The sequence below is a fragment of the Microcoleus sp. LAD1_D5 genome (assembly GCF_036702115.1).
Taxonomy (GTDB): domain Bacteria; phylum Cyanobacteriota; class Cyanobacteriia; order Cyanobacteriales; family Microcoleaceae; genus Microcoleus.
Window position 1 is genome coordinate 1 of the sequence record NZ_JAUBSA010000107.1, and the last position, 15,083, is coordinate 15,083.

At 46.6% G+C, this 15,083-nt stretch carries 13 protein-coding genes and 2 pseudogenes; 5 read left to right on the top strand and 10 right to left on the bottom strand.

All coding sequences use genetic code 11. The features are described 5' to 3' along the window. Nucleotides 1-170: 170 nt before the first annotated feature. Nucleotides 171-455 (bottom strand): annotated as a pseudogene (locus tag QUA70_RS26305) (Uma2 family endonuclease); the annotation flags it as partial. A gap of 329 nt (nt 456-784) precedes the next feature. Continuing rightward, nucleotides 785-2,899, bottom strand: coding sequence for a tetratricopeptide repeat protein (locus QUA70_RS26310; protein WP_333350767.1), 2,115 nt, complete (start codon nt 2,897-2,899; stop codon nt 785-787). Nucleotides 2,900-2,930: 31 nt separating this feature from the next. Between QUA70_RS26310 and QUA70_RS26315 the strand changes: the two genes are divergently transcribed. After that, the gene (locus tag QUA70_RS26315) at nt 2,931-3,056 is read left to right on the top strand and encodes a hypothetical protein (RefSeq protein ID WP_333067264.1); all 126 of its coding nucleotides are present in this window, start codon (nt 2,931-2,933) and stop codon (nt 3,054-3,056) included. 158 nt (nt 3,057-3,214) lie between these two features. Here QUA70_RS26315 and QUA70_RS26320 read toward each other — a convergent pair whose 3' ends face one another. Next, a complete protein-coding gene (locus tag QUA70_RS26320; protein WP_333350765.1) occupies nt 3,215-4,087 on the bottom strand; it encodes a 6-carboxytetrahydropterin synthase in 873 nt (290 codons plus the stop codon). A 20-nt stretch (nt 4,088-4,107) separates the two neighbouring features. On the opposite strand from QUA70_RS26320, the gene QUA70_RS26325 reads away from it, so the two are divergent. Both QUA70_RS26325 and QUA70_RS26330 read left to right on the top strand, forming a co-directional pair. Continuing rightward, complete coding sequence (locus QUA70_RS26325; protein ID WP_333410736.1) at nt 4,108-4,371, top strand: hypothetical protein; 264 nt, start codon at nt 4,108-4,110, stop codon at nt 4,369-4,371. A gap of 123 nt (nt 4,372-4,494) precedes the next feature. Further along, complete coding sequence (locus QUA70_RS26330; RefSeq protein ID WP_333335704.1) at nt 4,495-5,994, top strand: cyclic nucleotide-binding domain-containing protein; 1,500 nt, start codon at nt 4,495-4,497, stop codon at nt 5,992-5,994. A gap of 120 nt (nt 5,995-6,114) precedes the next feature. Here the strand turns inward: QUA70_RS26330 and QUA70_RS26335 are convergent, their stop codons facing one another. The 5 genes from QUA70_RS26335 to QUA70_RS26355 all read right to left on the bottom strand — a co-directional run bounded on the left by QUA70_RS26335 (nt 6,115) and on the right by QUA70_RS26355 (nt 13,199). Next, nucleotides 6,115-6,795, bottom strand: coding sequence for a J domain-containing protein (locus tag QUA70_RS26335; RefSeq protein WP_333335701.1), 681 nt, complete (start codon nt 6,793-6,795; stop codon nt 6,115-6,117). A 445-nt stretch (nt 6,796-7,240) separates the two neighbouring features. Next, nucleotides 7,241-8,203 (bottom strand): cysteine synthase A, encoded by a 963-nt coding sequence (gene cysK / locus QUA70_RS26340; protein ID WP_333335699.1) that lies wholly within the window; start codon nt 8,201-8,203, stop codon nt 7,241-7,243. A 58-nt stretch (nt 8,204-8,261) separates the two neighbouring features. Further along, nucleotides 8,262-8,702 carry an Rrf2 family transcriptional regulator gene (locus tag QUA70_RS26345; protein ID WP_242716025.1) on the bottom strand — a complete coding sequence of 147 codons (441 nt, stop codon included), beginning with the start codon at nt 8,700-8,702 and terminating at the stop codon, nt 8,262-8,264. A 347-nt stretch (nt 8,703-9,049) separates the two neighbouring features. Beyond that, nucleotides 9,050-11,257 carry an iron uptake porin gene (locus tag QUA70_RS26350; RefSeq protein WP_333335696.1) on the bottom strand — a complete coding sequence of 736 codons (2,208 nt, stop codon included), beginning with the start codon at nt 11,255-11,257 and terminating at the stop codon, nt 9,050-9,052. 292 nt (nt 11,258-11,549) lie between these two features. Next, nucleotides 11,550-13,199 (bottom strand): HD domain-containing phosphohydrolase, encoded by a 1,650-nt coding sequence (locus QUA70_RS26355; protein ID WP_333335693.1) that lies wholly within the window; start codon nt 13,197-13,199, stop codon nt 11,550-11,552. A gap of 419 nt (nt 13,200-13,618) precedes the next feature. Between QUA70_RS26355 and QUA70_RS26360 the strand changes: the two genes are divergently transcribed. Beyond that, on the top strand, nt 13,619-13,774 hold the full coding sequence (locus QUA70_RS26360; RefSeq protein ID WP_333335690.1) for a hypothetical protein: 156 nt from the start codon (nt 13,619-13,621) through the stop codon (nt 13,772-13,774). Here the strand turns inward: QUA70_RS26360 and QUA70_RS26365 are convergent. Further along, complete coding sequence (locus QUA70_RS26365; RefSeq protein ID WP_333335687.1) at nt 13,766-14,047, bottom strand: 4a-hydroxytetrahydrobiopterin dehydratase; 282 nt, start codon at nt 14,045-14,047, stop codon at nt 13,766-13,768. The genes QUA70_RS26360 and QUA70_RS26365 overlap by 9 nt on opposite strands. Before the next feature lie 385 nt (nt 14,048-14,432). On the opposite strand from QUA70_RS26365, the gene QUA70_RS26370 reads away from it, so the two are divergent. Beyond that, on the top strand, nt 14,433-14,756 hold the full coding sequence (locus QUA70_RS26370) for a hypothetical protein (protein ID WP_333335684.1): 324 nt from the start codon (nt 14,433-14,435) through the stop codon (nt 14,754-14,756). Between the two features lie 195 nt (nt 14,757-14,951). Here QUA70_RS26370 and QUA70_RS26375 read toward each other — a convergent pair. Then, nucleotides 14,952-15,083: pseudogene (locus tag QUA70_RS26375) on the bottom strand (photosystem II D2 protein (photosystem q(a) protein)); the annotation flags it as partial.

Sequence of the window (15,083 nt, forward strand, 5' to 3'; positions counted from 1 at the left end):
CTGGCAGGACAAATGTTTGAGGATGAATTAGAGCTGGCTTATGCCGTAATTAATGGGGTAGAAGCTAGAGGAAAAAAGGAAACTACCCTACAATACGCATTAAATTTAGCTCCGAGCTGGTTACTTAATTTTTTGTTACATAGTTATAAACTTTCCCACCGACTTACTTAGTAGTCAGGACGAGGTTGCAGCAATACAACATCCGGTTGAGGTTCAGTGCGCTCCGTCAACTGGATAGGGTCTTGGACGCCCAGAGTTGCCCGATCTTCTGGAATGAGGCTGAAACGCCTTGTGAGACGCTTAACAGAACTTGCATGACGAGTACCAATTGCAGCCATTTTAACAATCTCTCCTTCTATAAGTTCTACCCGATCGCCCTCCGAGAGAATACCCGCCTCACTCATCAAATGATATTCTTTTACTGTAAATAACCGTTTTTGAAGCTGAACAGACATATAACTATTCTCCTTGTTTGCAGCTTACCTAAATTTACCATAAAAAAACCGCCCCAAACGGAGCGGCAAAAAGAGGACAACTTTAGATAACAAACTTTATACAACAAGCATTTAACTGACCCCTATCAAGTCGCGTTAAATACTCGTCAATAACTGTAGGGATGGTTGATAGCCAACTATTAATACAGTTAAATCTGAGGGTGTTTGCAAACCTTGCTCTCGATCGATATACAGGCGGTTTATTCTCATCCCTTACTAATTTAAAATTAGGGTGCGATTTCCGATTACGTGACACCTATGGATTTTAAACAACGGGATTTTTGCTGAATTTAAGTTTCTTGTTCAACCGATTCCTTTCCTTCTGTATCCTGTTTTAATTCCGATATAATTGCGCCTCGATCACGCCAAGCTTCGGCATTTTCTGGCTTGATGGCAATAGCTCTATCGTAAGCTGCCATTGCTTCCTCATACCGCTTTAATTTAGACAAAGCTGTGCCCAAGTGGTGCCAAACATCGTAGGAATCGGGCTTAATAGCAATCACTTTCTCATAAGCTGCGATCGCTTCTTCATTGCGCTGCAACTTGGCCAAAGATTCGCCTTTACCAAACCAAGCTTCGTAACACTCCGAATTAAAGGTAATTGCTGATTCGTAAGAGGCAATTGCTGCTTCGTGCTGCGAGAGTTTGTCGAAAGCTGCGCCTCGGTTGTGCCACACTTCAAAATCCTGCGGTTTAAGGGCGATTGCTTTGTCGTAGGATTCGATCGATTCTTGATATCGCTGCATTTTTCCGAGCACAGCGGCTCTATTGTACCAAACTTCGTATTTATCGGGCCGGATGCCGATCGCCCGATCATAAGAATCAATAGCATCGCTGTAGCGGAGCAGTCTCCACAGCATATTGCCTCGATTGTACCAAGTTTCATATCTCTTGGGATTGAGTTCAAGAGCGCGATCGTAAGAATCGACTGCTGCTGCGTGCTGCTGTATTTTGCCCAGCATCGCGCCTCGGTTGTGCCAAACTTCGCTGTCGGTTGCTTTGATAGCGAGGGCGCGATCGTAACTTGCGATCGCTTCTTCGTAATGCTGCAATTTACCCAACAAAGCCGCTATACTGTGCCAACAACCGTATTTTCGAGATTCGCTCAAACTTGCTCGCTCGTAACAGGCGATCGCCTCTTCGTACCTGTGCAATTTGCCGAGTAAATGCGCTTTATTATACCACAATTCGTAGTTATCCGGTTTAATCGATATTGCTTGGTCGTAACAGGCGAGTGCTTCTTCCGGGCGCTGCAATCTTATTAACACATTTCCGCGCCAATACCAAGCCTCATCCAAATTATTATTAGCTAAAATAGCTTTTTCCAAGCACACTAATGCCTCATCATAATTGCCTTGAAAATAAAGCCCTTCGGCTTGCTTGATATAATCGTCAGCAATCAAATTTTCGTTGCTAGCAGGTGCAGTTTGCGAAGTTGGGGAATTGTTTAATGGGGGTTGATGTGCGACTTTGAGAGCTTCTTTGGCAACAACTGCGGGAACTTGGGAAATTTCTTGAACAATTTGAGATTTTTTCTCGTCAACTTCTGTCCGCACAACTTGCAGGTGCATAATAAATTGAGATTTGAGAGTCTCAATTTGCTCGACGGAAGATTTGGAAAGTTCAGTTTCTCTAGTTAAAAAATCAATAGATTGTTTAGCTGCACCCATTTGCGCTTCTAATTCATTCCTCAACTTTTGAGTCAGTTGGCTAGAATTTATGAGTTCTGATTCCAATACACCAATGCCTTGCAATCGTTTATTGGCATCAGCAACCAAGTGTTTGATGATCAGCCGTCGCATCATCCAAAAAAATGCAATTGTCACTGGTGGAAATACAGTACCAAGGATTAGTAAAATATTGAGCAAAGTTATGGTACTATTAAAACCATATCCAGATTCAGAACTGCCAGTAGGCGGGGAGATAAAAGCGAAAACCTCGCGAACTTGAGGATTGCTTTCAACCCCGGTTTCGATTAGTTTCGCCAGCCAGGTTTCTTGTAAAGATTTTGTTAGTTCATCGCCGGATGAAGCAGGAGTATTCGCCTTGGTTTTGGCAGCAGCGGATAACTCCGGTTGAGCGGCCGCTACCAGCAAACCTGTCGGCGATTTTACAGCAATTCGCGGAGAAAATTGTTCGTGGGCGATCGTTTCAGGCTCGCTAATTGACTCAGCCCGACGGGATACGGTAGTATTTGGGGAAAATTGTTCGTGGGCGATCGTCTCAGGCTCGCTAATTGACTCAGCCCGACGCGATTCAGTATTATTTACGGCATCAACAAAGTTGCTAGCTTGCGGTGTCTGAGGAAAAATAGGAGGTGCAGCAGGATTGGTGCTAGTATTAGCAGTTAAATTGTGGGATGCGAGGGCAGCCAGAGTCAAGAGAGCTACATTTGAGACGCGCATAAACGTCAACTCATTTAGGAGAAATTAGTGCTTGGTTGTCAGCGATCGGGCGATCGACCTCATCGTCTCAGCAGTTAGAATAGCTGACATGAGGAATGCTGACTTACTATCTCCAAAATACGCGCGGAGTCTGACTTTTCAGGAAAACTGCCAGTAATTCTGGCTGTGTAACTTGGATGAAAGGATATATTCTCGCGCCTCATGCGGTTGGATAACTCTCGGAATCATCATTAGGCTGGGAGGGGTGGCTTCACCAATCTGCACAATTAGCCAACTATCCGGGTGAACCCGCCCCAACCGACCCGATTTTTAACTCTAAACCGCAGCTAAAACCGCTTCCGGCTGCTGATGTTCAACCGCCACTTCCTCTAAATCAGCACCGTAAATTTCACAGCTATTATTCGGACTTTCAACCAGCTTAATCTTGTGCAACTCTGCGCCCAATTCCCGAACGGGCGATCGCAATAATTGCCCGATCCGAACAGCAATATTCTCCGCAGTCGGCACAACGTTCTCAAAATAAGCAATATCCTTATTTAAAAAAGTGTGATCGAACGGTTCAACAACATAATCGTCAACGGCTTTTTGCAAAGCTCCCAAATCAGCAATCATGCCAGTCCGGGCATCAATTTCCCCTTTAACAGTCACCTCTAAATGATAGTTGTGACCGTGACCGTTGGGACGAGCACATTTGCCATAAATTTCGGAGTTGTCTTCAAAACTCAAATCAGGACGAGCCAACCGATGGGCGGCGCTAAAATGAGTGGACAGAGTTAGATAAGCTTCCATTCCGTTTCCTAAATATTCAGCCCAAAGTTCGGGGTGTTCAAACAATTGAATTTTGTTCAAAGGTAAATGAGGGGCTAGCCGCAGCCAAATTTGCCGTGCTATGTTTTCGGTAGTTGGCAGAGTCTGCTCAAATTCCGGCCACGCTTCGTTAAGGTAGGAAAAATCGAGATCCTTGATAACTTCCCGCTTGATGACGTGCTTGACATCAGACAGGTTGAGCACCATGCCGTACTCGTCGAGTTCGCCTATCATGGAAACGTAAAGGACGTAATTGTGTCCGTGCCCCGGTGCGCGGGCAGTTGGGCCAAAACGCTCAAAGTTCTCGACTTCGCTCAACTCCGGTAGCCAGTACCGGTGACTCGCCGAAAACTGTGCCCGACGATTGATGATGCACTGCATAAAAGTCAAGTAGGGTAAGCTTGTTAAGTTCTGTAAAGGACTTACTTCTTAAGGATAAACTAATTTTTGCTGGAATTTTTCTATTATTTGAGGGTGCTGTACATGAATTTCTACCAATTTTCCAAATATTGGCAACAAGTCGTCGCTCGATCGAGCTGCAGGGCCCATTTTACGCCACAACACAGATATCCGGCAGAAAATACCGCTACAAAACAGTTTCTCGCCATCAGTTGCTAACCCATCAGTTACGAGTCTTTGAGAGTGCCATCGACCCGCACCTGTAACAGTGCGCGCCCGAAATTTCGAGTGTTTAGTCTTGGCCCTGCAATAGTTAGCAGTTTGGGGTTAAGTTGCGCTCAAAACTAATCACCCCTTACCAATCACCCATTACCCATTACCCCATATTAATGAATTCGATTACTGCACGAGCCGATCGCTTTTTTGAACATTTATCGGGTGCGATGACAACCCCGCTATTCTATATCGGGGACACTCATCTGTCCATCAGTGCGATCGTCAAACTGATAATCTTAGCTATATTTGCCTTGATTATAGCTAAGATTATCAGTGAAGGAATCAAGCGCAGCCTGCTAGTTCGGATGGGATTGGATCGCGGCAGTCGAGAAGCAATTTCTACGATCATTAGCTATATTTTAGCCTCTATTGGCTGTATATTCGTCCTGCAAGGTTCCGGCATCAACCTCACTTCTCTCACCGTCTTAGCTGGGGTTGTCGGCATTGGTTTCGGCTTTGGCTTGCAAAATCTCGCCAGCAACTTTATCAGCGGTCTCACCCTCCTATTTGAACACCAAATTAGAGTCGGAGACTTTATTGAAATAGACAAGTTATTAGGAACAGTAGAAACTATTTCGATCCGCTCTACAATTATTAAAACAATTGACGGTCTATTTGTAATCATACCAAATATTAAGTTTGTCGAAACTAACATTATTAACTGGAGTTATAGAGACCCCAGATGCCGCCTCCACATCCCCGTCGGCGTTGCTTACGGATCTGACCCAGTAATAGTTACGGAAGCGCTATTAATTGCGGCGCGGATGGAATCGAATGTCTTGTCCCATCCTTCTCCTAAAGTATGGTTTCACGGTTTTGGAGATAACGCTTTAAATTTTGAACTTTTAGTTTGGATTGATCAGCCACAGGAAAGCGATGCTATTAAAAGCGCAGTAAATTTTTTAATAGATTACGAATTGCGCCACCGAAACATCGAAATTCCCTTTCCCCAGCGGGATTTGTGGCTGCGAAACCCGCAAGAGTTAACTCAACTTTTTCACCATAACAAAGACGATAATTCCAACGGAAAAAATTTTCCGCATAATGCTAAACATTCAGCCGAGTTAAAATCTAATTCCACCGTTTCTGAACCTAAAACTCCAGCGCCTAAATCCCCCAATAATTGGACGCTCCGAGATTTGTTGCGACGAGTAACTTATTTTGAACAGTGTACGGATTTAGAACTGCGACAGTTAATTGAATACGGCTACCGACAACTGTTTCCAGCGGGACAGGTTGTATGTAAAGAAAATGATCCTGGGGATTCTTTTTATATTATTCTTTCTGGTACTGTAGAAGTTCTTTCTCAAAAAGCCGGTCAGTATATTGCTACCCTTCACGAGGGCGAGTTTTTTGGGGAAATATCTTTGCTATTGGGAACTCCGAGAACGGCGACTGTTAAAACTAGCGAAGATGCAATTTTGTTTGTGGTGGAACGTCACGATTTGCAAAAACTTTTAAGAGAACAACCCAATTTAGCCGATCAGATTGCTCAAAAATTGTCGGAACGCCAGCAAGCTTTGAGAGATTTGGGATTGTTAGATGACGACTCTCTGGAACAAACTCCTTTTATTAAAATTCGCAAGCGAATTCAAGTTCTTTTTGGAATTTGAAAGAGGGAAGAGGGAAGTTCGGCAACGGATTCTGTAACGGATGTAACGGATGTCAGGAATAAGGAAGAAGGAAGAGGGAAGAGGGAAGAGGGAAGAGGGAAGAGGGAACAATCTGCTTTTTTAACTTTTAAATTTTAATTCATCCTGCGCTTCCCGCCGCAGTCTGGCGGCAATTCTAAACAGTTCTTGACCGGTGTGCAAGTGGCGATCGTCATAATTGAGGGTAAATAGCTGCAATTCTTCTATTCCGTCTCCGACTTGATTGATGCAGTAGTAAAGATGGGCCGCAACTCCGGCTACATTAGATGGATTGGGCATCGATGTAAGAAATTTATGAGCTTTTTTGAGAAATTCGCGGCTGGTTTCGATATAAAGTTGAAACTTTTCTATCAGTTCGTCATCAAACGGATCTGCGGACAATTCGTCTATTTCCTTTTTAAGCGGCTTCAAGATGCTGTTGAGCATTTTATTGACGGGTTTGTATACTTTAATCAGCCACTGTTCCATTTGTTCGTCGGCTTCCCGTGCTGTTTGTTTTTGCTGGCGGGTGACGTTTGGTGCGACTGGTGATTGCTGTTGGCTTGGCTGGGAAAATTGGCGATCGTAAGATTGTCTGCGCTGGGCGTCTCCTAATATTTCATAGGCTGCATTGAGGCGGACAATTTCTTCGTGACCCGCTGTGTCGCTGCGGCTGTCTGGATGAAATAATTTGACTAAACGGCGGTATGCTTGTTTAATCTCGGCTTGTGTTGCGGTTGGGCTAATCTTTAGGGTTTTGTAGTGATTGGTAACGGAAGACACGCTGTTATTTCCTTGAAATCTGGATAATCTGTGAAAAAGTGCTTGACAAAAATATCATTATTTGCTAATTTTTTAAGTATTTATATGATATAAATGTCAAAAATTGTAAGTAAAAAACCTCAGTTTTCAACTTATCATAAATCTATTTTAGAAAAACATTGATGCTTTTGAAGTGGGAAGCCGATCGACATTGGGGACTCACATAGCGCTCCTCCCACCAATTGTTAGCTCCTTCTTTTCTTTTCTCTTCCTTCGCGACAAAAGCGTTTACCGGCCGCTTCGCTAACGCGCCGAAAGCGATTCACAAAAAAGCCCCCTCAGAAATTTTGCCTCGATCGCCATCGAGGCAGCTACAATCTATCGCCATTCTTTAAGCTAAAAAGCCAAGCAGGGCGTACACTGTACGCCCTGCGGGCAGTTTCTGCGACTTGGGCTGGAGGCTGACCTAGTTGAGGGCCATCGCCAGATTGAGTTCTGGATCTTGGAACAAGGGAGTGCTGAGATAGCGTTCGCCGAAGCTAGGCTGAATCATCACAATCAATTTCCCTGCATTTTCGGGACGCTTGCCGACTTTCACGGCCGCACATAGTGCCGCACCGCTGGAAATACCGGACAAAAGTCCTTCTTCTCTGGCCAAGCGACGGCTGTAGGCGATCGACTCGTCATCCGTAACAACTATAATTTCGTCGATCGAATCCACATTCAGCACCGGCGGCACAAAACCAGCACCGATACCTTGAATTTTGTGAGGCCCTGGCTTTCCGCCCGACAGTACCTGACTGTTAGCCGGCTCAACGGCGATCGCCTTAAACTCGGGTTTCCGCGACTTAATCACCTCTGCGACACCGGTAATCGTACCGCCCGTGCCGACTCCCGAAATCAGGAAATCCACCTCGCCGTCTGTATCTTCCCAAATTTCCTCAGCCGTTGTTGAGCGGTGAACCTGCGGGTTCGCTGGATTCCGAAACTGCTGCAACATATACGCATTGGGAGTTTTGTCCACAATTTCTTGAGCGCGGCGGATGCAGCCACTCATGCCTTCAATTCCGGGAGTCAGTTCTAGTTGGGCCCCGTAAGCTCGCAGCATCGATCGGCGTTCCGTGCTCATCGTATCAGGCATGGTCAAAATCAACTGGTAGCCCTTAGCCGCCGCCACCATTGCCAGAGCAATTCCGGTATTGCCAGAAGTCGGTTCCACTAAAACCGTTTTGCCTGGACTAATCAGTCCTTCGGCCTCGGCTTGATTGACCATACTGACACCGATGCGATCCTTCACCGATGCTGCCGGATTCATGCCTTCGAGTTTTACCACAATCCGAGCCAAGCAGCCTTCAGCTTGGGGAATGCGGTTGAGTTGCACCAAGGGCGTCCGCCCTACCAATTCTGTAATGTCGCCAGCAATACGCATAATCTTTGTCAGTTTGTGGTTGAAAGTAAATGTTAATTCCTAGTTGGCAATATTTTAACTAGATGTAATACATGATATCGAGCTGCCGTCTGCCATTGCGCTTTTCGCACAGATCCTGTAACGTGTATTTTTGCAAAACTGAGTTGGCAATCGATCGGGCTTCTTGCCAAACTTCCCAAATCACCGCACTTTCTACAGTTTGAGCAGGCGAGTCTTTTTCAGAGCGATCGAACTCTGAGCCTTCGAGACAGTTGATAATTTCTAGGAGTGTTATTTTCCAGGGTTCCCTCGCCAAAATATAACCTCCCTTAGCTCCTCGTTGACTGCGAATCAGCCCGCAGCGTCTCATGGTAGCCAGCAACTGCTCTAAATATCGATCGGGAATATTTTGCTGAGCCGCTATCTGGCGAATTTGCAGAGGCTCGCCTTCTTCGTAGCAATCGGCAAGCTCCAGCAAAGCTAAGATTGCGTATTCGCTTTTACAGGAGAGTTCTACCATAATTGCTTCCAATACCAGAATTATCAACTCCGAAGTCAGATGTTAAAATTCTCCTCAATGTTGAGTTCCCAATTCTAACTCCTCACTTTACCTTTTATTATACCCCGGTTTTCCACTGAACTTAATCGACTTTCGTCACTTTATGCTTGGGACGATCGGCATTACCTCAAGAAACCGGGTTTCTGCGTCTATGACTAATAATTTTTAATTTTTATTTTAATAGATTCTCGGCGCCCCCTTTGTCCCGCAAACCAAAAAGCCCTGCTGCAGGCAGGGCTAAACTGGGCCTTGAGAGTTGCTAGCAGAGAGGGTATGACCCCCCTCCCCCTGGCTCCTCTAATCCGCTCTTAGAACGTGAAAGTAGTTCTCAGAGTACCGATGATGATGTCATCATTACGGTCATCTTGATTAGGATTAGTCACCCAAATCACGCCCGGAGTAACAGAAATGTTGTCCGAGAGCTGAAACTTGTAGAACCCTTCAACGTGATAGGAATCATCGTTGCGGAAGCTCCGCAAACTGCTTGCAGCTTCAAGTTTATCCAAGTAAGGCTCACGACCTACCACGAGCCCTAGCAAGTTGCCTTCTTTCCCTAAATCGGGCAAAGCCAAGGTAACAGCGTAGTTCCAAATTCTCGCATCGCCGATACCGATAATGCGGGCATTGGTTAAACCGGCCCAGCCACCAAGGATAAATCTCGGGCTCAGTCGCAACGAAGCCTGAGCACCGTAGGAGTTGCTGACAACTTTGCGAGCATTGAAGCCCTCAAAGCCTTCGCTCAAACCGTTGAGAGAATTAGCCACGCCGGTACCTGTGAAACCGCCGAGACTGCCTGGCCCATTCGATAAAGCATTGTCAAACCCAAAGTTACCTCTGCTAAAGTAACCGTGGTTGTAGTTGAAAGCAACTTGCAAGTTGCGTCCGGGGGTAAAAGTCAACTGACCCATCGCCGCGTAGTCGCCGTTCGTCAAGCCTGCACCCCTAGCGGGACTGGCTGCATTTGACGCCAAATAACCGAAGGACAGAGAAGTCGGGCCGAACACGCCGCCCAGCAAGCCCCTGCCACCGAAGGCATAGTCAAAGCCGATACCTGACCCACCGCCCAAGCGATAAATCGGGTTCCGCTGTCCAAAGGTGCTCAGTGACCCGTTGCCCCCGTCAAAGTCTTCAAAGTAAGGGTTGACAGTCGGCATAATGTCGTCCCACACGCCAGCGTTGGCTATCAGGCTAACGTTCAGCCGCTGACCGACCGGGAACTTGTAGAGCAAAGTGTCCAGGGCAACAACATTGTCGGTTCTGCCGACAAAATTCCAAGTTTGAGTGCCTTCGCTGGTAGCCCCAAGGTTGAATTTTTGACCGTTGCCGACTTGAAGCCTGGTAAGCAGCAAGTCTCTGCCGGTGAAGCTCGTATTTAAATTGAGACGCACCCGCTGTTGGAAGACAGTTTCGTTATTGTTGCTGCCGATTCTTTCGCCGTCTCTGCCAAAAACGCTAACGTCGCTACTAAAGTCGTCGCTGAGAGCGAAAATAGCTTCCCCGGTCAGCTTGGTAGTGGTGGAGAATTGGTTGGCTTCGAGTTCGGATGTCCGAGCTTCCAGAGCATCGACGCGACCGCGCAGGGTGGCCAGTTCCGCTGCAAATTCTTCTTGGAGCCGTTGGAGGGCTGCCAAGTCATCTCTCGTAGCGAAGTTGCCAGTGCCACCTCTAATTAGCTCACTAACCTTGTCTAAGCAAGCATTTAAACCGGCTGCAAATTCGTAGCGAGTCATTGCGCGGTTGCCGCGGAAGGTGCCGTCGGGATACCCGGCAATACAGCCGTAGCGCTCGACTAGGGATTGCAGTGCTTGGAAGGCCCAGTCTGTGGGCCGCACGTCGGAAAGTTGAGATACTGAGGTAACTTGACCTTCAGTTTCGCCGCCGGCAGCACCTTCGCTGCTGTACTCGTTGAGCTGTTCTAATGTGGCGGCTGGGTTTTGCTCTTGTGGTGCGGCAGTTTGGGCTAAAGATTCAGCCGCTTTTGGCAAACTTTGTTCTGCCGACTCTGCCACTGCCGCGGCTGGAGTTTCTAATTGAACTGCACCGATTTGCTCTGGGAGAGCGGTAGCTGCCGGGGCTGGAATTTCTAGTTGGGCTGCCGGGGCCGAATTTTCTACTGGTTGAGCGACTGTTGGCTCAACTGCGGCTAAAGATTCACTTGTAGGTTGTGATGCCGCTTGGGGATTTGCCTCAGCAGGGGCTGCGTTGGCTCCGACGATCGCACTTTCAGTTGCATCAGTTGCAGCCGGGGCCCCATCTGCAATCGCTGCCTGAGTTTCGCTGCCAGCGACTTCGGAAATTTCTTCGACTGGCTCGGAGGCTGCGATTGTTTCGGAAATAGCAGCTAAAGCATTGAGTTTCGCTTCTGAGGTTTCAGCGGTTTCAGCTTTGGCGGCAGCGGGCTGGAGCGCATCAGCAGCCTGCTGAGCGTCTGCTGCCATCGCGCTCGAAGAAACTACTAGGGTAGCTCCTAAGACTGCTGGGCTGATTAATAGGTAACTCCACAAAAATTTCGACATATTCACTCTCATCCTCACACCGATTACAGAGAAACTTTTCTAGTCTTCTATGTGGTCAGTTGTTGCTCAACTAGCATACTCTAAAAAGAGACCTAAAATTCACTTTTTCTTTTGATTCTTTCGGGCTGACCGAGTATATAGATGTGACTGACGGCTGCAGAGAGCCTGTTTTTTAAACTGTACTCAACTGCGTCAAAACCAGGCCCGGCTTGGGTTGTGGATTGATTTGACGACTGACACTAGATAGCGCCCGATCGCCTATTTACTTTTTAGCACAGCACGCCCGACTCGTCTAGGCTGATTCGACTTTAACCTCCAAGCTGTGCCCTAGGACGCTAAAGACTTGGCGATGATCGAACAATTCTAACAAATCAGCGTTGATTTTGTTGTGAGCTGCTTCTTGTCGCAAAATTTTCATTGCTGCATCTGTGTGCAGGGCTCGCTTGTAGGGGCGATCGCCTGCTGTTAGGGCGTCGTAAATATCGGCGATCGTCATCAACTGTGCTTGAATTGGAATTTCTGACTTGTTTAAACCTCGCGGATAGCCTGTGCCGTCGAGTTTTTCGTGATGTCCGTAAGCAATATCTGGAACATTTTTTAGATCCTTTGTCCAAGGAATTTGTTTCAGAAACTCGTAAGTGTGAGTTACGTGAAATTCTATTGCTGATCGTTCTTCCGGCGTCAGGTTGCCCCTTGACACCATCAATTGCACGATCTCGTCTGGGTTCAGCAGGGGTTTCTTTGCCCCATCTATATCTCTGTAAGTTTGTCGAGAAATTTCTCGCAGTTGAGCTAGCGGTTCTGCTGCCAAAATGTGAGGCTCGTTTGCCTCTAGCAGCACTTCCCAGTATTCTGCTAATCTGGTTTTCGCCTCTGCTAGCTTAGTGTCTAGCTGTTCGATTTCCTGGCATTGAGCGCACTCTAGCTCCTGGATCGGGTGTTTTCGGTAGGCGGAATGCTCCAGCAAGTATTTATATTTAGACTGGACGCATTCCATTTCCATCGTCCGTTGAGCTAAGCCAAAGCGGTGGCGAATGATTTCTAGCTGTGCGGGGTAGAGCTTTTTCTGTTTGGTCAAAACTGCTTCGGCGACTCCAATTTTGCCAAAATCGTGCAGCAGGGCGGCGTAGCGAAGTTCTTGAATTTGGCGGTTGTTAAAGTAAATAGAGCGCAGTCCTCCGCTGCTGACGGTGTTTACTTCTTCTGAAAGGCGTACTGTGAGGGCTGCTACTCGTTCTGAATGACCGTAGGTACAGGGGTCTCTGGCTTCTATGACTTGCACCGAGGCTTTCACGAAGCCCTCGAACAAATGTTCTATGCTGTCTTGGAGTTGATTGCGCTCGATCGAGATGGCTGCTTGAGAAGCGAGCGATCGAACTATCCTTTCTTCCCACTCCGAATACTGCTGCGTCGATTCCCAGGCATTGTCTGCTGTCAGCACTGTATCTGCCTTTGTTTTGCGGTTGATCAGTTGCAGTACGCCTATTGTCTCGCCCTGTCGGTTTTGCATCGGCAGTACCATTACCGAGCAAGTGCGGTAATTAATATCCCTGTCAAAACTCGTATCTAGCCGGTAGGGTACGCCCGCGGGTAAGTCGTAGGCATCAGACAGGTTCAAACTTTGACCTGTAATTGCCACGTATCCTGCCAAACTTTTGTCTGTCAGCGGCAGGGCAAACTCTTTAAACGACAGGCTCGGTTTAGAAGCGTTTTGGGCTACCTTAAACAGCAGCTTAGATGTTTCGTCGCTGTGATCTACTAAGTAAACGCTGCCAGCATCGCTGTAGGTAATTTCCCTACTTTTGGATAAAATTAAGTTTAACAACTCGCCCAAATCTTGGGCGCTCGACAGAGCCGCGCCAATATCTAAAAGCTTTTCTATCAGATCGGTTTTTTCTGCTGCAGATTCGTTCTTGAACTCTGGCTTTTCAAATACGATCATGTTCGGATGATGGGGAATAGCCTTTTATAAATTGAACGTTGGGCCTCTAGACTTTTTCACCTAAAAACGAGCGAGAAGCCCCTGGCTTTAGACATGGGGAGGAAAGCGGCAGCGACGACCGTCGCCTAAAAATGCTTGCACAGTTTGAATTAGTATACTATAATAAGTGTAACGAGTAAGAACAACTATCTACGTGTTGAAACATTTTAGTCGGGAGTGAGATTCCGGCACAGTAAGCCACTACTGTCTAAAGACAGGAAGCCTATTTAACTGACAAAAAATATCAAAATGTGGAGTACCTATCTGGCCTAAGTGATGGACTCCGAAAGCCTCTACAAAAGTTAAAAGTATACGCAAAGTTTGGATTCGTCCAAATTGAGTGGGTAGAGGTGCTTTGATAACGCCTTTGAAAGCTCTTTATGGTATACGTAAAGAATCCCCCTGATTCATCAGTGGGGAGTATCAAACCCGATTTTAACCCCAAGTCGATTTTTTATTTGCGAGCTTTCGGCGATCGGGGAATGTCGCTAGATGCAGTGGCTCTTGTGGGGTCAACGGGCACTCTTTTAATCTAGCGTAGAAATCTCTTGGGCTAGCGCAAAGTCTTTCTCAGTTAAGCCTCCGGCATCGTGGGTTGTCAAGTTAACTGTAACTTTGTTGTAGGAGATTTCTATGTCCGGGTGATGTCCTGCGGCTTCTGAGGGGGCGACCAACTTATTTACAAAGACGATCGCTTCGATAAAATCTTTAAATAAACGGGTAGAGCGCAGTTGTTTACCTTCAATTGTCCACCCTGACAATTGACTGGCGCGCTCTTTAATTTCAGTATTGTTAATTAGCTCAGCCATAATTTTTTTCTTTGGGATTAGCAATGGCAGATTAACTGCCCACTTGTAGAAACCCTAACCAAAAACTATCCGCTCTCACCAATAGTGTTGAGCCTCAAGTTTTAATACTCAAGATTTAACACTATTTGAGGTGAGAGCGGTCTAGCGGGTCTTCAGATTAGAACCTGACTGCCGGGAGAATCCCTAGCTCAGCCTGGTTCCCCGTGGAAGTCGTTTCCCGTTGGAGACGACGGCTGACTGCTAGTGAGCGGCCCCGGCGCACAGCCGGTAGTTTCCAATCTGATGACCCATGCGTTTACTACTTTCTATCATGGGCATCACCTCCAGGTTTAGCTAAATGGCTTAATATTGGAACGCACATCACCTAAATACAAGATTTAAGGTGATGATTTGTGCGCTAGCCATTGCCAGCGTTACCAGAAGAACTTGCGTTCTGAGTATCATTCTAGTAGTCACAATTATTAGAATAACACAAGGAATTAGAAGTGGGGGGATACAAATTGAGATTTTTGCAAGATTGGGTGAAATTACTGCTGCTGCAAGGTCTTTGATCGATCTCTACAGCAATCGGGCGATCGCAGTTTCAGCCATTTGCGGATATGTTCTTCAGAATCCGGGCGGGCTGTGTGGTTATCAGGTGCATGGCAACTCTGGCGGCAGGGAAAGGTTGATCGATTTCTTGCCAGATAGGAGAGTTCACCAGATATAAAGACACAAGTTGTTCTAGCCGCAGGCAGAGTTTGTTTTTGTACAAAATCAACTTTTTTAGGGCGCTAATTCGAGCGAATCCTAGAAACAAAAAGCTCCCGCGACCAGGCGGGAGCTTTTTAAGCATTAAGGGTAAAGCCTAAAGTGCTTTATCTTACCCTTTTAAAATGTTGGAAATTTTGATATTTCGCGCTGATTACAGAGCGTTACCGCGAGGCAGAACTTCTTCAGGGAAGATGTAGTTTTCGTGGGGTTGGTCCGTAGGAGCCATCCAAGCACGAATGCCTTCGTTAAGCAGAATGTTCTTAGTGTAGAACGTTTCAAACTC